Origin of the sequence: Flavobacterium covae, from assembly GCF_001534645.1 — a bacterium.
In the GTDB taxonomy this organism is placed as follows: Bacteria; Bacteroidota; Bacteroidia; order Flavobacteriales; family Flavobacteriaceae; genus Flavobacterium; species Flavobacterium covae.
Genome location: NZ_CP013992.1, coordinates 3,160,440 through 3,180,786, shown reverse-complemented (window position 1 = coordinate 3,180,786; position 20,347 = coordinate 3,160,440). Strand labels below are relative to the sequence as shown.

Below are 20,347 nucleotides of genomic sequence, written 5' to 3'. Positions count from 1 at the left end.
GTCACTCCTACGTAAGGAGGAGTCTCATAATCAATATTATGTGATTTCTCCCTTTGGTCGAAATGAACAAGATTGCGAACTTTTTGGACAGTCTCAAGGTTAAAAAATAGTATTATAATGAAATTTCAAAGTTGAAATGGTATAAATTAGTTTTTTTGTACATCGTGTTTTTAAATGAAAATAATGTTTTTGCCTATATTTATACATTATTATTGAATTATGATAGAAGAGGTAATACCTAATTTTTTATAAAAACACAAAGAAAAGGATAGGATTAATAAATGAATTTGTAATTCTAGTTGAAATATGTGAATTTGATTATATTTGCATATTAAAGATTCCGCAATTTTTTGGAAGGTAAAAACGATGAAGAAAATTAGAAATTTTTGCATTATTGCACATATTGACCATGGTAAAAGTACCTTGGCCGACCGTTTATTAGATGCCACGCAAACTGTAACGGCTCGTGAAGCACAAGCACAGTTGTTAGATAATATGGATTTAGAGCGCGAACGCGGGATTACCATCAAAAGTCACGCCATCCAAATGGAATACAATTACAAAGGAGAGCAATACATCTTAAATTTAATTGATACGCCAGGACACGTGGATTTTTCCTATGAAGTTTCACGTTCAATTGCTGCTTGTGAAGGTGCTTTATTGATTGTAGATGCGGCACAAAGTATACAAGCACAAACGATTTCTAACTTATACCTAGCATTAGAGAATGATTTAGAAATTATACCTGTTTTAAACAAGGTTGATTTGCCAAGTGCTAATCCAGAGGAAGTGAGTGATGATATAGTAGAATTATTAGGATGTAAGTTAGAAGATATTATTCATGCTTCTGGAAAAACGGGATTTGGTGTAGATAAAATATTAGAAGCTATAGTAGAGCGTATTCCAGCTCCAGAAGGAAACCCAGAAGAGCCCTTGCAAGCCTTAATTTTTGACTCAGTATACAATCCGTTTAGAGGTATTGAAGTTATTTTCCGAGTAAAAAATGGTGAAATTAAAAAAGGGCAAAAAATTAAATTCATGGCTACAGGCAATGAATATTTTGCAGATGAAATAGGTACTTTAAAATTAAACCAAGTTCCTAAAAACGTTGTTTCTACAGGGGATGTTGGATACTTAATTTCAGGAATAAAAGAAGCTAAAGAAGTTAAAGTAGGGGATACTATTACAGATGCTAAAACACCTACTACTAATATGATTCATGGTTTTGAAGATGTTAAACCCATGGTTTTTGCTGGAATTTATCCAGTAGATACAGAAGATTATGAAGAATTGCGTGCCTCAATGGAAAAATTGCAGCTAAATGATGCCTCATTAGTTTTTGCTCCCGAAAGTTCAGCAGCCTTAGGATTTGGTTTCCGTTGCGGTTTCTTAGGGATGCTACACATGGAAATTATTCAAGAGCGTTTAGAACGTGAATTTAATATGACTGTAATTACTACAGTACCTAACGTTTCGTATTTAGCTTACACAAAAAAAGATCCTGAAACATCATTTATTGTGAACAACCCGTCTGATTTGCCAGAACCTTCTAAATTAGATAGAGTTGAAGAACCATTTATAAAAGCAACTATTATTACCAAATCAGATTTCGTAGGTAATGTTATGAGCTTATGTATTGAAAAAAGAGGACAAATTACAAATCAGACTTATTTGACTCCTGAGCGTGTTGAATTAAATTTTGATATGCCTTTAGCTGAAATCGTTTTTGACTTCTATGATCGCTTAAAAACGGTCTCTAAAGGGTATGCTTCTTTTGATTATCACCCTATAGGAATGCGTACTTCTAAGTTAGTTCGTTTAGATGTATTATTAAACGCACAGAATGTAGATGCCTTGTCTGCTTTAATTCATGAAGATAATGCGTATCATATTGGTAAAAAAATGTGTGAAAAATTAAGAGAGTTAATCCCACGCCAGCAATTTGAAATTCCTATCCAAGCTGCTATTGGTGCTAAGATTATTGCTCGTGAAACCATTAAAGCTTTACGTAAAGACGTAACAGCTAAATGTTATGGAGGTGATATATCACGTAAACGTAAACTTCTTGAAAAACAAAAACAAGGTAAAAAGCGTATGCGTCAAGTAGGAAACGTAGAAATTCCACAATCAGCATTCATGGCAGTATTAAAATTAAATGATTAATAAGAACAATGATTTATAATCAAAAGGCGATCAGAAATGATTGCCTTTTTTTGTATTAATGATTTTTAAAGAAGGATGTAAATTATAGTTATAAAATCATCTTGGTGACCTTTTAGAGATTTTAAAAGATTTGTGTTTAATATTCTGATGTGTTTTTTGCTTCCCCATATTTTATATTAGGAAAAAGGAGAAAGTAAAAAGGCACGGAAATTTTGTGCTATAGCTATAGTTTTGCATGGAAGGTAAAAATGGAGTGCTTTTCTAGATTCTAATCCATTTCTAATGCGTAATATAGAATTAAAATTAGGGTATAAAAAACCCAAGTTAAGAATTTTTAACTTGGGTTTTTAAAAGGTATAAATAAATTTATTATTCTTTATTAAGCTTACTATTTTTTTTGCCGTATATAAAGTATATAATGACACCCAATGCCATCCAAATAACTAAACGCATCCAGCTTTCAAGTGGTAATGAATACATTAAATACAAACACACCAAAATACCTGCAATAGGAACGAATGGTACTAATGGAGTTTTAAACGCTCTTGGAATGTCAGGCATTTTAACACGCATTACCAGTACGCCAATACATACTAAAACAAAAGCCAAAAGAGTTCCTATACTTACCATGTGACCTAAATCAGATACAGGAACAAAACCAGCAAAGATGCTAACAAAGATTAAGAAAAATATATTTGTTTTCCAAGGGGTTCTGAATTTAGGATGAATAGTGCTGAAAAACTTTGGTAATAAGCCGTCGTTACTCATTGTGTAAAACACGCGACTTTGTCCCATTAGCATAACTAACATTACAGAGGTGTAGCCTGCTAATACGGCAACTATAAGACCTGTTTGTAAAAATGTATAAGGAGTTTTAGCAAATGCAGTTGCAGCTGGTTTTGCATCTCCAGCAAATTCATAATAAGGTACTAAACCTGTCATAACATGTGCAAAAAGAACATATAATATTGTACAAACAATTAAAGAACCTAATATACCTATTGGCATACCTTTTTGTGGGTTTTTTGCTTCTTGGGCTGCTGTTGATACAGCATCAAAACCTATAAAAGCAAAGAATACAGTTGCGGCACCAGCAGCAATACCTGACCATCCAAATTGACCTTTTACTCCTGTATTTTCAGGAATATATGGGGTGTAATTGTTAGGGTTGATATAATTCCATCCTAATATGATGAAAAGTATTACTACGGTAACTTTTAAAATTACTAGGAAGTTATTTAAGTTTGCGGATTCTTTTGTACCTCTAATTAATAGTAAGGAAAGTAATGAAACTATAAGAACAGCAGGTAAATTTATAACACCTCCTTCTATGACTGTACCGTCGCTTAATTTTAGAGTTTCCCAAGGTGAACATATTAAGCTATGAGGTAAATGAATTCCAAATTTATTTAATAATTCTAGAAAATATCGAGACCAGCTTACTCCTACTGTTGCTGCACCTAATGCGTATTCTAATACTAAATCCCAGCCAATAATCCATGCCATGAATTCGCCCATAGTAGCATAAGAATAAGTATACGCACTTCCTGCAACTGGAATCATTGAAGCAAATTCAGCATAACATAATCCAGCAAAAGCACAACCAATTGCAGCTAGAACAAAAGATAGAGTTACAGCGGGTCCTGCATTTTCAGCAGCAGCAATACCTGTTAATGAAAATAGTCCTGCCCCTATAATTGCTCCAATTCCTAAGGCAACTAAGGCGCCAGAAGACAGAGTTCTTTTTAGACCTTTTTCTGAGTCAGAAGCCTCGGCTAATAAAAGATCAATAGATTTTCTTTTCCAAATAGACATAAAATTTAAAAGTTTGGTTTATATCGTTTCAAAAATAGCTTTTTTACAAATAATAAACCAATAAAATTGAATTTTATAGAAATCTTTAACATAAAATCTAAAAGTAAAACCCTATACTGAAAAAAGTATAATGTTTAGCAGTTTCAGGAGACCAAGAATGTTTAATTTCAATGGGACCAATGAGCGTTTCCAATCCATATCCTATTCCATATCCTGTATAGTCAGGCTTTGTAATCCATTCTCCATTATCAAATATTTTTTTTCCTATATTAGAAAAATTAGCAGTAAAGTTAAGATGATGTTTTTTATAAAATATATAATCGCAACTTAAACTTCCTTTTACATAACTATCTCCACTTTTTGATAAGAAATCATATCCTAAAAAAGGTTTGAAATTTCCAAAATGATGAAATCCATACCCTCCTAATATAAAATCATTAATATGATTAAGTTTTTTTCCTATAGTAAAGCCTCCTTCTGATTGTATTTTTAGAGAAAAATGATTCCAAAATGTTTTTACGTATGCCATATCTGCCATGAATAGTGAAGCTTTTTCAAAATCATCTGAATAGTTTGATGAATGAAAAATGCTGTTAATGTCACCAAAAAAGTACCAACCTGACTTTGGAAAGTATTTATTATCGAACGAGTCAAATCTCATAAATCCTATTGCACTCAAATAATGGCTTTTATCTAATTGCGGAGAAAGAGTACCTGTTGAATTGGATGTTATATCTATATATTTATGTTCTATTCCTGCACCAATTAAGAATTTTTGTGCAAAAATTGTTTGTAGGTATGTTTTATTTGATAATGATTTGTAACTAATTTCAATGGGATCTCTTTTGATATGATTTATCAGCTCGTTTCCTTTGAAATCTATGTTGCTGTTTCTATTAAATTGATCATAATTGCTTTTAAAACCAAAACTCCAACGGTATCCGTTATCAATGTAATAATCAAGGTTAAAACGTGTATTATCTCCTAGTATTAAGTCTAAAGAACCTACGTCGTTTTTAAAAATTAATTTTTTTTGTGTAACGTTGAATAATATTCCAGATTTAAAAATATTATCATAATGTAAACCTAATTTAAGATAGGTCTTTATGGGATTGTCAACAACATTGATAATTAAATCATCTTTGTTTTTATTTTTAATAAATTCATAGGTAATAGAGGTAAAGTTTTGGGTAGCGTTTAAATTGTTTAATCCTGACTGTAACTGATTGTAAGTAATTTTGTTTTCAGGAAGAAAACGTAGTTTTCCTAAAAAATAACTTCTAGTATAGTTTTTAGATCCTTCAATGCCTATACCATTTATATCTAATGTGTTTTCTTTTTCTTTTTTTGAAAAGGATGGAATGTGTATGCCTAACGATTTTAATTTTTCCCAATGAGGTTTACAGGCATCTACACCTGTTTGGATTATTTCTTTGCCTTCTTCAAAAGAAATGACAGAATAGGGATTAATATTAGGTTTAATATATACATCAATTAATTGTTTTTTCTTTTCAATATTTTGTAACGTACTAAAGTTTGATATTTGAGATAATATACCTGTAGCTCCACTTATGTTATCAATATCTTTGAGGTTATCTTGTACGTCTATGGCTATGATTATATCGGCTCCCATTTTTTTTACTTCTTCAACGGGAAAGTTATTAGTTACTCCACCATCTATATAAAAACGATTTTCTATTTGTACAGGAGAATATAAAGAGGGAAAGGCACCACTTGCGGATAAACTTAATGGTAAGTTTCCTTTTTTTAAAACTATTTCTTGACCTGTTTCTAAATCAGTAGTGATACATAAGAAAGGGATTTTTAATAAACTAAAATCCGTAATATGTCGGTATGAATGAGTTAATTTGCTAATCAAGTTAAAATTGTAAAGACCTTTTGAAATTCCTTTGGGAACTGATATTCTTAATTTTTGAAAAGGAAGCGTTACAGCATATACTTCATTGTTGTATTTTTCATAAAAAGTTTGATTATCTCTAGGAATTCTGTCTCGTAGTATAGAGTCTGGATCTGTTTCGCTAAAGATAGAATCAAGTTCATGTGCTGTATATCCACAAGCATATAGTCCACCTATAATAGCCCCCATACTTGTACCTCCTATATAATCTATTTTAATTCCTGCTCTTTCAATTTCTTTTAATGCGCCAATATGCGCGAGTCCTTTAGCCCCACCACCGCTTAGAACAAGACCAATTTTAGGTTTTTTGTTGAGTTCTTGTGCGGAAAGAGTTGTGTTAAAAAAAATAAGATAAGCAATGAACCTTAAGGAGAATATAGTTGCCAAACAACTAGTAGATTTTAGGTTAGACATATAGCTATTTTTTAGCATAAAAGTCGTGAATTTTTTTGGCTTTTGAAAGTCCTATAACGTCAGAAATTTCTTTTTCTGTTGCTTCTTTAATTCTTTTTACACTTTTAAAGTGCTTTAGCAATATTTCTCTTGTTTTTTCACCTATTCCTGAAATTAGTTCTAATTCTGATTGTATTGCATTTTTGCTTCGTTTATCTCTATGAAAGGTAATACCAAATCGGTGAGCTTCATTTCGTAAATGTTGGATGGTTTTTAGTGTTTCTGATTTTTTATCAAGATATAAAGGAATGGAATCTCCAGGGTAAAAAATTTCTTCTAATTTTTTAGCAATACCTATTATAGCTATTTTTCCTCTTAAGCCTAAATCATCTAAACTTTTTAAAGCGGAAGAGAGTTGACCTTTTCCTCCATCTATAATGATAAGTTGAGGCAAGGGTTCTTGTTCTTCTAACAGGCGTTTGTATCTTCTGTAGACTACTTCTTCCATAGAAGCAAAATCATTGGGACCTTCTACTGTTTTGATATTAAAATGGCGATAGTCTTTTTTACTAGGTTTTCCGTTTTTAAAGACAACACAGGCGGAAACAGGATTAGTGCCCTGTATGTTAGAATTGTCAAAGCATTCTATATGGCGGGGTTCAACGCTCAGACGCAGATCTTTTTGCATCTGTGCCATTAGTCTATTAGTGTGTCTTTCGGGATCTACGATTTTAATTTGTTTCAGTTGATCTAAACGGTAATATTTAGCATTGCGTTCTGAAAGGTCTAAAATTTGTTTTTTATCGCCAGATTTCGGAATAGTCACGGTTATTTTATCTCCTAGATTTACTTCAAAAGGAGCAATGATTTCTTTGGCATTCAAATGAAAACGTTCACGTAGTTCAATAATACCCAATTCTAAAAGCTCTGAATCGGTTTCTTCTAATTTTTTCTTAATTTCCATTGTATGAGATCGAACAATGGCACCATGTGATATTTGTAAAAAATTAATATAAGCCATTGTTTCATCAGAAATAATTGAAAAGACATCCAGATTAGTGATTTTAGGATTTAATATAGTTGATTTAGCTTGATAATTTTCTAAAACTTCTATTTTTTCTTTTATTTTTTGAGCTTCTTCAAATTGTAAGTTCATAGCCAATTCTTGCATCATTTTTTTGAAGTCGCGTAAAGAATCTTTAAAATTTCCTTTTAAAATCTCTCGAATAGCATTTACTTGTTCGTGATAACGAACTTGTGTTTCATAGCCTTCACAAGGTCCTTTGCAATTACCTATATGATACTCGAGGCAAACTTTGAATTTTCCAGATCTAATATTAGATTGGCTCAAATCATAACTACAAGTACGTAAAGGATAAAGCTCTTTTATGAGTTCTAAAATAGTATTTACTGTTTTAAAACTTGTATAAGGGCCAAAATATTCAGATCCATCTTTAATCATTCTTCTTGTAGGGAATATTCTGGGAAAAGCTTCATTTTTAATGCAAATCCAAGGATAGGTTTTGTCATCTTTTAGGTTAATGTTATAACGAGGTTGTAGTTTTTTTATCAGATTGTTCTCTAGTAACAAAGCATCTGTTTCGGTTGGAACTACAATGTGTTTAATTTCGGTAATTTTTTTTACTAAAACATTAATTCTTGCTGTATCATGTGTTTTAGTGAAATAGGAAGAAACTCGTTTCTTTAAATTTTTTGCTTTTCCAACATATAAAATCTTTCCTTCTTTATCAAAATATTGATAGACACCTGGTTGATCAGGTAGTGTTTGAATTTGAAGTTCAAGTGAAGAGCTCATACGGGTAGTTTAGTATATGAAAAACAAACAAATTTAATTTATTTTCTGTTAAATTTGTCTTATGAATAAAAAAGACCTTCGAGAAAAGTATAAAACATTGCGTAAATCGCTTGTTTTTGATGAAATTATGAATGATAGTTTGAATATAGCTAATCATTGTTTAGATTTACCCATTTGGGATAAAACGTATTTTCATCTTTTTTTACCTATTGAAAAACAAAAAGAAATTAATACTGAATTTATCCTTCAGATTTTATCAGGTAGAGATAAAGAAGTGGTAGTTTCTAAATCTAATTTTGAGACTAGAGAAATGACTCATTATCTTTTAACGGATAATACACAGTTTCAAGTGAATGATTATGGTATTCCTGAACCAGTAGAAGGTATAGAGGTTCCTGTTTCTAAAATAAATGTAGTTTTTGTGCCTTTATTAGCGTATGATAAGAAAGGAAATCGTGTAGGTTATGGAAAAGGATTTTATGATCAATTCTTATCAGTTTGTAAACCTGAAACAATAAAAATAGGACTTTCTTATTTTGATCCCGAGGAGTTAATATCTGATGTTAGTACTTCTGATATTATGTTAGATTACTGCGTAACACCATTTGGTGTAATACAATTTAAATAAAAAAGGTGTCCAAAAAATAAGGAATCAATATTGTTTGATTTGCCTCGTTCGAGCCTCTCTTTTCTAGGAAAGGCAAGATCGTGCACTTTTGATTTTTCGGACACCCTTTTTGTTTTATTTTGCTTCGTTATAACGTTTGGTTACTTCTGCCCAATTAATTACATTAAAAAAAGCTTCCATATAATCAGGACGACGGTTTTGATAGTTTAGGTAATAAGCATGTTCCCATACATCCATTCCTAAGATTGGTGTGCCGCCACAACCTATACCTGGCATTAATGTATTGTCTTGGTTAGCTGTTGCACAAACCTCTAATTTGCCTTCTTTTACACATAACCAAGCCCACCCTGAACCGAATTGTGTAGCACCTGCTTTTGTAAAAGCCTCTTTAAATGCAGCAAAACTTCCAAAAGCTGAATCAATAGCTTCAGCTAATTCGCCTGTAGGCTCTCCACCACCATTTGGAGACATCACAGTCCAGAATAAGTTGTGATTGTAAAAACCACCTCCATTATTACGAATGGCAGCTTTTGTCATATCTAAATTTTTCAGGATTTCTTCTATTGACTTACCTTCTAATTCAGTGCCAGCAACTGCTGCATTTAAGTTAGTCGTGTAAGCATTATGGTGTTTTGTATGGTGTATTTCCATAGTTCTCGCATCAATATGAGGTTCTAACGCATCGTATGCGTAAGGTAATTGCGGTAATTCAAATGCCATAATATTATTGTTTTAAATAATTAATAAATTTGAAATCAAAATTAATCAATTAACTTTGGATAAAGAAATAGTTATTATTTATTTCTTACTAAATAGTATTTAACTACTTTTTTATCAGTGTTTTATCTGCTTATGAAATTAAGAGTAGATAAAATATTCTTTTTAATTTTTTTTAAATGACTAGACAAAATTCCGCTTTCACTATTTATAACGCATCAGCAGGAGCAGGTAAAACATATACTCTAGTTAAAGAATATTTGAAAATTATTTTATTATCCTCAAAAGAAGATGCGTATCGAAATATTCTAGCTATTACTTTTACCAATAAAGCTGTTCATGAAATGAAAAGCAGAATTGTAAATAGTCTTTTTGATTTTACCAGCAATAATCCAGCTCCTAAAACACTTGATCTGATGCAAGACATTGCGGCTGATACAGGATTAAGTCTAAATCAAATTACAACAAAAGCACAAACAATTATTAAAAACCTAATTCACAATTATGCCGCTTTTGATATTTCAACGATTGACAAGTTTACACATAAAGTAATCCGTTCGTTTGCAATTGATTTGAATTTACCCATAACTTTTGAGGTTTCTTTAGATACAGATAATTTACTTCAAGAAGCCGTAGATGCCATAGTAGCCCAAGCGGGTAATGATCCAGAATTAACTAAGTTGTTGGTTGATTTTACAATGGAAAAGACAGATGATGATAAATCTTGGGATGTGTCTAATGAAATTTTTAATACAGGAAAATTAATTACAAATGAAAACAGTCGAGAAGAAATAGCCCTACTAAAAGATAAGTCTATTCAAGACTTTGTAGTGTTAAGAAATCGTTTGTTAGAACAATGTGAAAGGATTCTTCAAGAAACAAAGAGTCAAGCAGCTTTATTATTAGAATGGATTGAAAATAAAGGAATTGATTTAAAATCATTTTCAGCAGGACATTTTCCAAAACATATACAGGGAATAGCAGAAGGAAAATTTAACCCAACTAATAAAACCTATCATGAATTTGATGACATAAAAGTTAATAAAGCAGCTAAAGATAAAACCCTTATAGAATCTTGTATTCCTGAATTATTAAAAGTCTTAGAAGGTATTTATAATCAATTTCAAAAGAAAGATCTATATGATGCTTTTTTAAAAAATATTACACCTTTATCTTTATTAAACACGGTTAGTAATCAATTAAAAAGTATACAAGAAGACCAACAAATCTTGTCAATTGCAGAATTTAATAAATTAATTAATGAACAAATTCAGAACCAACCTGCACCCTTTATATATGAGCGTCTGGGAGAAAAATATAAACATTTTTTTATAGACGAGTTTCAAGATACATCTGAAATGCAATGGCAAAATCTAATTCCTTTGATAGATAATGCTCTTTCAAGTGAAGATTTGCAAGGTGTACGAGGATCGTTACTTCTAGTGGGCGATCCCAAGCAGTCTATCTATCGTTGGAGAGGCGGAAAAGCAGAACAGTTTATCAGTTTAGCCCATCAAACCAACCCTTTCAGTAATAAAGATAAAAGGGTAGTAGATTTAGATACCAATTATAGAAGTTGCGAAAATATAATTTACTTTAATAACGCTTTTTTTAAGCATTTATCTTTCAAGTTTGAGGAAGATTCTTATAAAGACTTATATGAAAACAAAAGTTTTCAGAAAACTAAAAATAAAAAAGGAGGTTTTGTAAGTATTCATTTTTTACCTAAAGCAACAGATATAAACTTAGACGATGAGGAAGAAATCTCGCAAGATGATTTGTATCTAAAGAAGACTTGGCAAACTATTTTAGAAATTCAACAAAAAGGATACTCTTATAATGAAATAGTTATTTTGGTTAGAAGTAACAATAAAGGTGTTTTGTTAGCTAATTATTTAACCAAACAAGATATACCTGTTATTTCTTCAGAAAGTTTATTACTCGAAACAGCTTCGGAAGTACAGTTTTTGTTAAATATGCTTCGCTATCTTACCAATACAAAAGATCGAGAAGCATTAGCCTTAGCATTGTATTACTTAGCTACAGAATTTAATACAGTATTGCCTATCCATGATTTTATAGCAGAAGGAATAAAAAAATTAGATGAGGAAATATTACAAAAATGGTTAGTAGATTTTCAAATAACAATTGATTTTAAAAATATACGCCGCAAATCGTTATACGAATTAGTTGAACACATTATTTTAAACGGCATTCCTGCAAAAAAAAACAATGCTTATGTACAGTATTTCCTAGATATTGTATTAGAAAAAGATGTAAAAAATCAATTTTCAATACCTGATTTTCTACATTATTGGGAAAAAAATGGGCACAAGTTAAGTGTACCCACATCAGAAGGAGCTAATGCAATCCGGATTATGACAATACATAAATCAAAAGGATTGGAATTTCCAGTCGTTATTTTTCCTTTTGCGGATGAAAATTACAGTCGGAACAAACGAGAAAAAATGTGGCTAGATGCGCCAGAAGAAACAAAAGAAGTAGAAAAGTTCTTGATAGATAAATCTAGTAAAGTTACAAATTATGGTTTAAAAGCTTTTGAAGTATATCAACAAAAAATACAAGAAGATTTGTTAGATAATATAAATGTCCTTTATGTGGCCTTAACCAGACCTGAAGAGCAATTATATATTATATCCTCATGGAAAGAACGGAACAAACAAGGAAATTTACCTAATACTTTAGCTTCCTTTTTTATAGAATATGTTGAAAGCCAAGAAGAATTTGATAAAGAAAAACAATCATACAACTTTGGAAATCCAGAACGAGTATCTACTGCACATTCTATAGTCAATCCAGTAGAAGTTATTCCGCCTATAACAACCACAATTAATACAGATGCTATTAAGATTGCTCAACGAGAAGCTATGATGTGGGGAAGTAAACAGCTAGAAGCTATAGAATTTGGTAATACTTTGCATGAAATATTATCGTACATAAAAACAAAAAATGATATAGAACTTGCCCTAATTAAAGCCGTTGAAAATGGTTTGATTATTAAATCACAAGAAGATCAAATAAAAACGACTTTGACAGAAATAATAGAACATCCCGAATTAGCAGTTTTTTTTACTCAAGATGTTGTGGTATATAATGAAAAAGCAATTCTAAAAAAAGGCGAGTCAAATCATATCCCCGATAGAATAGTTATAAATAAAAACAAAGCTTTTTTGTTGGATTATAAAACAGGTACACCTCATCCAAAATATATTCAACAACTTCTGGATTATGAAAAAGCATTAAGTGAAATGGGATATCAAATCGAAAAAAAATCACTGGTTTATGTTGGTGAAAAGGTGGAAGTGGTAAATTTGTAGCTTAAAAAAGAAAGTTGAAGATTTTTTTGTAACCAAAATACATCTCAGCATTGTACTTAAAACTTTGAACTTAAAAATATGTACGGAAAGATTAAAGATTTTTTAAAAGAAGAATTAGCAAGCATAGAAGCTAATGGATTGTATAAAAAAGAAAGAATTATTACCTCGCCACAAGGAGCAGAAATAACAGTAAATGGTAAAACAGTTCTTAATTTCTGTGCTAATAATTATTTAGGATTATCATCACATCCTGAAGTTGTACAAGCAGCTAAAGACGCATTAGATACACATGGATTTGGTATGTCATCTGTTCGTTTTATTTGTGGGACACAAGATATTCATAAAGATTTAGAAGCTGCTATTGCTAAATTTTACGGAACAGAAGATACTATTTTATACGCGGCAGCATTTGATGCAAATGGAGGTGTTTTTGAACCCTTATTAAGTGAACAAGATTGTATCATATCAGATAGTTTAAATCATGCCTCTATTATTGATGGAGTACGTTTATGTAAGGCTGCCCGTTATCGTTATGAAAATAACAATATGGCGGATTTAGAGCAACAGTTAAAAAAAGCAAATGAAGCAGGTCATAGATTTAAACTAATCGTAACAGATGGTGTTTTTTCTATGGATGGATTAGTAGCACCTTTAGATAAAATTTGTGATTTAGCAGAGCAATACGATGCAATGGTAATGGTAGACGAATGTCATGCGGCAGGTTTTATAGGGCAAACAGGTAAAGGTACTTTAGAAGCTAAAGACGTAATGGGACGTGTGGATATTATTACAGGAACTTTAGGAAAAGCTTTAGGTGGTGCAATGGGAGGCTATACAACAGCTAAAAAAGAAGTTATCGAAATTTTACGCCAGCGTTCAAGACCTTATTTATTTTCAAATTCATTGTCTCCAGCCATTGTAGGAGCTTCTTTAAAAGTTTTTGAATTATTAGAAAAAGATACCTCATTGCGCGATCAATTAGAATGGAACACTAATTATTTCAAAGAAGGAATGAAAAAAGCAGGATTTGATATTATAGACGGAGATTCTGCAATAGTACCTGTTATGTTATATGATGCTAAGTTGTCACAAACCATGGCAGATAAATTATTAGAAGAAGGTATTTATGTTATAGGTTTTTTCTATCCAGTAGTGCCTAAAGATAAAGCACGTATTAGAGTACAGCTATCAGCTGGACACACCAAAGAACACTTAGATAAGGCCATAAAATCTTTTATCAAAGTAGGTAAAGAATTAAAAATAATACTGTAGAAAAATTACTAATACCTGTATTTTTTTTGAAATAGATTTTGTAATTAAGTACCTATCTATTACATTTGCTGACAATAACGTATTGTAATCAAATAAAAATTTAGTATGAAACATGTTAACAAACTTTTTGTTTCTATGATGATGGTTGCTGGTCTAGGTGCTAATGCACAGAGCAGTGATAATCCATGGGCGATATCATTCGGTGTGAATTCTGTAGACACTAGAACGAGTGCTGGACCAGAGGGAGCTTTTGATTCTAAGGAAGGATTCTTAGATAAATTTGCTGGTTTCAGACATTTTGACAGAGACCAAAATATTATTCCATCTGTTTCTTATTTATCTGTTACTAGAAACGTAGGAGGAAACTGGTCGTTTGGAGTAATCGGATCTGTTAACAAAATCACCAAGTTTGACTATGTTGATAGAAACCAATCTATACAAGTTGCTAATCCAGACGTAATGTATTACGGAATTGATGGTAAAATTGGTTATAGCTTCAAAAACCTAATTGGAGTAAAATGGTTTGATCCATCTTTACACTTAGGTGGTGGATACACTTTCTTTGGAAAATCATCTGGAGGAAATGCAAATGCTGGAGCAGGATTAACTTTTTGGTTAACTGAACAAGTAGGTCTTTCTTTTAGTACTACATACAAAAAATCTTTTGCTGATAGAGTTGATGTTCCTTCAGTATTCCAAAATATGGCAGGTTTAACTTTCCAATTCGGAGGTAAAGATACAGATAATGACGGTATCTATGATAAATACGATGCTTGTCCAGATGTAGCCGGTTTAAAAGAATTCAACGGTTGTCCTGACACAGATAAAGACGGTATCCAAGATAAAGATGATGCTTGTCCAGATGTAGCTGGTTTAAAAGAATTAAACGGTTGTCCTGATGGTGATGGTGATGGTATCGCTGATAAAGATGACGCTTGTCCAGAAGTTAAAGGTTTAGCTAACTTACAAGGTTGTCCTGATGCTGATGGTGATGGCGTAGCTGATAACAAAGATAAATGTCCTAACCAAGCAGGTCCTAGAGATAACGCAGGTTGTCCTTGGCCAGATACTGATGGTGACTCAGTTTTAGATAAAGACGATAAATGTCCATCAGTTAAAGGTACTGTAGCTAACAATGGTTGTCCAGAAGTAAGCGAAGAAGTTGTTAAAAAATTAAATGACTATGCTAAAACAATCTTATTCGATACAGGTAAAGCTAGTTTCCAACAACAAACATTCCCAGTTTTAGAAGCTATGTCAGCTATCTTAAACGAGTACCCAAGCTCTAAATTCTCTATTGAAGGGCATACAGATAACGTAGGTAAAAAAGATAAAAACCTACAATTATCTAAAGAAAGAGCAGCAGCTGTTAAATCTTACTTAGAGTCTAAAGGTATTGCTGCTGATCGTTTAACTTCAGAAGGTTATGGTGATACTAAACCAGTAGCTCCTAACACTACTAAAGCAAACAAAGCTTTAAACAGAAGAGTTGAAGTGAAATTAGTAAAATAATTTTCTTTATAATATTCTTTAAAAACGCCTCAATTTTCGAGGCGTTTTTTTATTTTTATCGCATGATTACGTTTCTCGATAAGCTAACTCTTTTCCTTTTTAATAAATATTCAAACGATTTAGAAAATATTGTAATAGTTTTACCTAATAAAAGAGCAAGAGTCTTTTTATTAGACAAAATAAAACAATATTTTTCCCAATATGCCTTTGCACCCACTATTATAAGTATTGAAGAATTTATACAAGACTTAGCAGGAATCCGTCCCCTAGACAATATTGAGTTACTATTTGCTTTTTATGATATTTATCTTGAAATAACCCCAATAGATGAACAACAAGATTTTGAACAGTTTTCTAATTGGGCCAAAATCCTATTACAAGATTTTAACGAAATTGATCGCTATTTGATCAAACCCAATTATGTGTTTTCTTATTTAAAAGAAATAGAAGTTTTAAAACGTTGGAATTTAGAACCCAATCAAAAAACAGAACTAATTCATAAACAAATTTTATTTTGGGATAAAGTCCCTAATTATTATCAAAAATATTATGAATCACTCCTGTCTAAAGGAGTTGGTTATCAAGGATTAATTTATAAAGAAGCCGTTGAAAACTTAGAATTTTTTGCGCAACAACTGAAAGCACAAAAACTAATCTTCGCAGGATTTAACGCACTTAATCAAGCAGAAGAAAAAATAATTCAACACTTGGTGGCCATTGATAAAGCTGAAATTCTTTGGGATATAGATCGTGTTTTTTTAAACGATCCACATCACGATGCAGGTCTCTTCATTCGTAAATTTAAAATGCAATGGGGACATTATAAAAACAATCCTTTGGATTGGATTATAGATGAGTTTTCACAAGAAAAAAAAATAGAAATCATCGGTTCATCAAAATCAATTGGGCAGTCTAAAATTGTATCTAATATTATTCAAAATATAGTAAGTACAGATCCCAACTCACTAAATAAAGTAGCTTTGGTTTTAGGAGATGAAAATTTATTAGTTCCCACCTTGCATTCATTACCTGAAGAGGTTTCAAGTTTAAATATTACAATGGGATACTCTGCGCGTAATAACCCAATACAAATTTTATTGAACAAGCTTTTTAAAATGCACACTAATGCTATTCAACGAAATGCTACTAGTTATGTGTTTTATTATAAAGATATACTAGACATTTTATCAAATCCTATTATTGAGAGTTTTTTAAAAGCAAAAGACTTAATTCAAATAATAAAAAAGAATAATCTTACTTTTATTACCCAAGAACGTTTACTCACTCTTCATACTAATTCATCCGATTTATTTAATTTATTATTTGAAAGATGGGACGGAAAAGCATTGGTTATTGCTCAGCGATTAGGTCTTATATTATTACATATAAAACAATGTCTTTCTGATAATACACAAGAAGATAAAATTACCAAGACATTCTTATATGCCATCTATAAAGTAATGAATAAATTGATTTCCTATTGCGAAAAAAATGATTTTGTACAATCACCAGTTGCATTATACTCTATTTATAAACAAATAATTGATTTAGCAGAAGTTTCTTTTGAAGGAGAACCCTTGTCAGGTTTACAAATAATGGGAGTATTAGAAAGCCGTGTTCTAGATTTTGAAACAGTTATCATCACTTCTATGAATGAAGGAAAATTTCCCGCTGGTAAATCTACCAATAGTTTTATTCCATACGATGTAAAGCGAGAAATAGGCTTGCCTACCTTTAAAGAAAAAGATGCCATTTATACGTATCATTTTTACCATTTGATCTTACGTGCTAAAAATATTTTTTTAATCTACAACACAGAAAATGATGGTTTAGATGGAGGTGAAAAAAGTCGATTTATAACCCAATTACAAGTCGAAAAACAACCTAATCATCAGTTGGTTTTTAAAACTATGCAACCCGAAATTCCAACCATTGCCTATCAACCATTGAAAATTGAAAAATCAGAAGCAGTAATGCAACGATTATATGAAATTGCTTCCAATAAAGGTTTTTCACCATCTGCTTTAACCGCTTATATGCGAAATCCTATTCAATTTTATTTTCAACGTATTTTATCAATCCGAGAAAGCGAAGAAGTAGAAGAAAATATAGCACTTAATACTTTAGGTACTATTATTCATCAGACTTTGGAGGAATTATATAAACCTTATTTAGATAAATATCTAACAGAAGAAAGTATACAACAAATGTTAATTTCTGTTGATGATGAGGTTTACAAACAATTCAAAGCAGTTTATAAAGAAGGGGAGGTGCAAAAAGGAAAAAATCTATTAGCCTATGAAGTGGCTAAACGAAATATTTCCAATTTTCTCAAACAAGAAAAAAAGAATATAAAAGAAGGAGATGCAGTAAAAGTTCTAAAATTAGAAACCACTTTGCTAGTTGAAATTCAAGACCCTCGTTTACCCTATATTGTCAAATTATCAGGAAATGTAGATCGAATAGAGGTTCGAAATAATACAGTAAGGATTATTGATTATAAAACAGGAAAAGTTGAAACCAACGCGCTTAAAATTACTTTATGGGATGGTTTGACAACTGATTTGAAAAATGAGAAAATTATCCAATTACTCTGTTACGCCTTAATGTATCAAAAAGAATTAAATGAATTTCCTTTAGAAGTAGGAATTATATCATTTAAAAATATGAAAGCAGGTTTTATGCCTTTCGGACTCAAAGTAGAAAAAGAAGTTAAAACCCAGATTACAACAGAAATTCTAGAAAGTTTTAAAACAGAATTAATTCAACTGATTTTATTGATTTTGAATCAAGAAATAGCTTTTGAAGAAACTATAGTTTAACATTTTTTAAAAAAATCTATTAGGATAGAACCTAGCACCCCTTTATTCTCAATATGACTCATGTGTCCATCAGGCAAAGTAACTAATTCGGTTGAAGTATTTTCTAATTGTTTAATACTTTCATCGTAATTAAGAATACCGTCTTTTTTACCTAAAATGAGTAACGTAGGATAGAATGCAGTTTGTAAAATCTTAACACGGTTTTTTCTTGCTTTCATTCCTTCCTGACAAGCAATATAACCTTGTAAAGGAGTCTTAAGAGCTTCTAATTTTACTTGGTTTATTTCGTTACTAAGTTGTTCTCTGTTTTCCGTACTAAACAAATTTGCTACAGAAATTTGTATTAAAGAATTGTATTCTTTTTGTGCCATCTTGATGGCTCTATTACGATTTATTTTGCGCTCGTGATCATCAGCATAAGCTGTAGCATTTAATAAGACTAAACCACTTGTCATTTCAGCGTATTTTTCTGCAAAAGCTAAAGAAACATATCCTCCCATGGAATGGCCTACAAAAGTTGCCTTTTTAATACTTAAACTAGATAAAATAGCAAATACCACTTCTGCCATATCCTCCATAGTGTGAATATAGCCTATACATTCAGTTTTTCCATGACCTAATAAATCAATACAAACTACTTGATATTCTTTAGAAAACTCGTCTTTGTAAAAATCCCACATGCTTGAATTTTCTAGAAAACCATGGAGTAAAACTATAGTTGAACCGTTTCCTTGAATGGAATAAGCAATTTTTGTGTTTTTGTAAGTAATGAAATTCATGTTACAAAAATAGTAAAGTAGTATCTATAATTTTAATTACTCTATAGAAAGAGCATAAATAGCAAAAGATGCCAACCAATGTTCCCCGCCATACCCACCATCAAAAATAACCTTTAAAGAGTTATTGATGAATTGGTTAGCAGTTGTGTTTAACCTCAACTTTAGTTTGTTATTATCGGGTAATTTTTTGGCAATTTTTTTCATATTCCATGCACGACTAAAAGACAATCCGTCAAGATGTACTATTTGGTAATCATTCCTATCACTCACAGTAGGAGATTGGCATAGTCTTTCTATACCCTGTTTTGTTAAGTACTTTGCCAACCAAGTTTCATATTCTTTTATAGAAAGTATTCTAGTCATTAAGTCAGCAGCTTGTAAGCTTGGTGAAAAAAAATCAGAACCATCCGGTTCTAAATGTGATGGTATTTGAATATTCTTTAAATAAAAATCATTGCTTTTTTTAATGATTAAATTTAAAAAAGCATGTTCCTTGTTGTGATGAGCCCAATCATAAGCAAAACATAATCCAAAAGCTGTATTAGGGTGTACTCCTGTACGATTAGGATAGGTTTGTTTGGGTAAATATTCTTTCCAGAGGGTTACTATTTTTTGAGTAAGTGGCTGTAATTCCTGATGCCATTTTTGCCCCAAATCGTTATTCCAAGTGCTTAATTCTAAATCTAATTTTAAAAGCCAAGCCCAACCATACGTTCTTTCAAATCCTTTTGAAGCAGTATATTTTCCAAAATATTCAGATTCTATTTGAATATTATCTTTTTGAAAAGAATGGTTTAAAATATTGATTATTTCATTTTTGTTTTCAATGGACGGAAAATCTTTTAAAAGTTTGACCAACATCCAATGACCATGTACACTACTGTGCCAATCCAAACAACCATAAAAGGAAGGGTGTAAATCTTTCGGCAATAAAAGAGCATCTTTCTCAGAATCTGAAAGATGATTAGTTTTATTTGGAAATTGAGTGTTGATGCAATGCAATGGCATTTTACTTAGCTTTAAAGCTAGATCTTGCGTTAATTTTTCTTGAGAATGTAAAGAAAAAGGGATTAAGAATATAAGTAAAATTCCAAGATATTTCATTTCTATTGCTTTTTTATTTTGGTAAAAATAAAAAAAGGGGTGTCTAAAAAGTGTAAGTTAACATCTAGTT

The 20,347-nt window shown here is 31.2% G+C and carries 12 protein-coding genes; 6 read left to right on the top strand and 6 right to left on the bottom strand.

What is annotated here, in order from left to right; genetic code table 11:
• Positions 1–366: 366 nt before the first annotated feature.
• Positions 367–2,163 (top strand): translation elongation factor 4, encoded by a 1,797-nt coding sequence (gene lepA / locus AWN65_RS13935; RefSeq protein WP_060383685.1) that lies wholly within the window; start codon positions 367–369, stop codon positions 2,161–2,163.
• A 369-nt stretch (positions 2,164–2,532) separates the two neighbouring features.
• On the opposite strand, the gene AWN65_RS13930 is transcribed toward lepA, so the two are convergent.
• The 3 genes from AWN65_RS13930 to uvrC all read right to left on the bottom strand — a co-directional run bounded on the left by AWN65_RS13930 (position 2,533) and on the right by uvrC (position 8,105).
• Positions 2,533–3,978: an amino acid permease gene (locus AWN65_RS13930; RefSeq protein ID WP_060383684.1), complete on the bottom strand. Its 1,446-nt coding sequence runs from the start codon at positions 3,976–3,978 to the stop codon at positions 2,533–2,535.
• A 97-nt stretch (positions 3,979–4,075) separates the two neighbouring features.
• Entirely contained in the window at positions 4,076–6,310 is a 2,235-nt protein-coding gene (locus AWN65_RS13925; protein ID WP_060383912.1) for a patatin-like phospholipase family protein, read from the bottom strand.
• Positions 6,311–6,314: 4 nt separating this feature from the next.
• Entirely contained in the window at positions 6,315–8,105 is a 1,791-nt protein-coding gene (uvrC, locus tag AWN65_RS13920; RefSeq protein WP_060383683.1) for an excinuclease ABC subunit UvrC, read from the bottom strand.
• Between the two features lie 61 nt (positions 8,106–8,166).
• Here uvrC and AWN65_RS13915 point away from each other — a divergent pair, with 61 nt between their 5' ends.
• Entirely contained in the window at positions 8,167–8,733 is a 567-nt protein-coding gene (locus AWN65_RS13915) for a 5-formyltetrahydrofolate cyclo-ligase (RefSeq protein ID WP_060383682.1), read from the top strand.
• Positions 8,734–8,847: 114 nt separating this feature from the next.
• On the opposite strand, the gene AWN65_RS13910 is transcribed toward AWN65_RS13915, so the two are convergent.
• Complete coding sequence (locus AWN65_RS13910) at positions 8,848–9,453, bottom strand: superoxide dismutase (protein ID WP_060383681.1); 606 nt, start codon at positions 9,451–9,453, stop codon at positions 8,848–8,850.
• Positions 9,454–9,629: 176 nt separating this feature from the next.
• Between AWN65_RS13910 and AWN65_RS13905 the strand changes: the two genes are divergently transcribed.
• The 4 genes from AWN65_RS13905 to AWN65_RS13890 all read left to right on the top strand — a co-directional run bounded on the left by AWN65_RS13905 (position 9,630) and on the right by AWN65_RS13890 (position 18,394).
• Complete coding sequence (locus AWN65_RS13905) at positions 9,630–12,788, top strand: UvrD-helicase domain-containing protein (RefSeq protein ID WP_060383680.1); 3,159 nt, start codon at positions 9,630–9,632, stop codon at positions 12,786–12,788.
• 78 nt (positions 12,789–12,866) lie between these two features.
• Positions 12,867–14,060 (top strand): glycine C-acetyltransferase, encoded by a 1,194-nt coding sequence (gene kbl, locus AWN65_RS13900; protein WP_060383679.1) that lies wholly within the window; start codon positions 12,867–12,869, stop codon positions 14,058–14,060.
• A gap of 105 nt (positions 14,061–14,165) precedes the next feature.
• Positions 14,166–15,572 (top strand): OmpA family protein, encoded by a 1,407-nt coding sequence (locus tag AWN65_RS13895; RefSeq protein WP_060383678.1) that lies wholly within the window; start codon positions 14,166–14,168, stop codon positions 15,570–15,572.
• Positions 15,573–15,634: 62 nt separating this feature from the next.
• Positions 15,635–18,394 (top strand): PD-(D/E)XK nuclease family protein, encoded by a 2,760-nt coding sequence (locus AWN65_RS13890; protein ID WP_060383677.1) that lies wholly within the window; start codon positions 15,635–15,637, stop codon positions 18,392–18,394.
• Here the strand turns inward: AWN65_RS13890 and AWN65_RS13885 are convergent.
• Positions 18,391–19,173, bottom strand: coding sequence for an alpha/beta fold hydrolase (locus tag AWN65_RS13885; RefSeq protein WP_060383676.1), 783 nt, complete (start codon positions 19,171–19,173; stop codon positions 18,391–18,393). The genes AWN65_RS13890 and AWN65_RS13885 overlap by 4 nt on opposite strands.
• A gap of 36 nt (positions 19,174–19,209) precedes the next feature.
• Positions 19,210–20,277 (bottom strand): DUF2891 domain-containing protein, encoded by a 1,068-nt coding sequence (locus tag AWN65_RS13880; RefSeq protein ID WP_060383675.1) that lies wholly within the window; start codon positions 20,275–20,277, stop codon positions 19,210–19,212.
• Positions 20,278–20,347 lie beyond the last annotated feature (70 nt).

What these genes read in the sequence shown, in the direction of transcription:
- AWN65_RS13885 (WP_060383676.1), bottom strand. Translation starts at nt 19,173, where the DNA reads ATGAATTTCATTACTTACAAAAACACAAAAATTGCTTATTCCATTCAA.
- kbl (WP_060383679.1), top strand. Translation starts at nt 12,867, where the DNA reads ATGTACGGAAAGATTAAAGATTTTTTAAAAGAAGAATTAGCAAGCATA.
- AWN65_RS13910 (WP_060383681.1), bottom strand. Translation starts at nt 9,453, where the DNA reads ATGGCATTTGAATTACCGCAATTACCTTACGCATACGATGCGTTAGAA.
- AWN65_RS13915 (WP_060383682.1), top strand. Translation starts at nt 8,167, where the DNA reads ATGAATAAAAAAGACCTTCGAGAAAAGTATAAAACATTGCGTAAATCG.
- lepA (WP_060383685.1), top strand. Translation starts at nt 367, where the DNA reads ATGAAGAAAATTAGAAATTTTTGCATTATTGCACATATTGACCATGGT.
- AWN65_RS13890 (WP_060383677.1), top strand. Translation starts at nt 15,635, where the DNA reads ATGATTACGTTTCTCGATAAGCTAACTCTTTTCCTTTTTAATAAATAT.
- AWN65_RS13895 (WP_060383678.1), top strand. Translation starts at nt 14,166, where the DNA reads ATGAAACATGTTAACAAACTTTTTGTTTCTATGATGATGGTTGCTGGT.
- AWN65_RS13925 (WP_060383912.1), bottom strand. Translation starts at nt 6,310, where the DNA reads ATGTCTAACCTAAAATCTACTAGTTGTTTGGCAACTATATTCTCCTTA.
- AWN65_RS13930 (WP_060383684.1), bottom strand. Translation starts at nt 3,978, where the DNA reads ATGTCTATTTGGAAAAGAAAATCTATTGATCTTTTATTAGCCGAGGCT.
- AWN65_RS13905 (WP_060383680.1), top strand. Translation starts at nt 9,630, where the DNA reads ATGACTAGACAAAATTCCGCTTTCACTATTTATAACGCATCAGCAGGA.
- AWN65_RS13880 (WP_060383675.1), bottom strand. Translation starts at nt 20,277, where the DNA reads ATGAAATATCTTGGAATTTTACTTATATTCTTAATCCCTTTTTCTTTA.
- uvrC (WP_060383683.1), bottom strand. Translation starts at nt 8,105, where the DNA reads ATGAGCTCTTCACTTGAACTTCAAATTCAAACACTACCTGATCAACCA.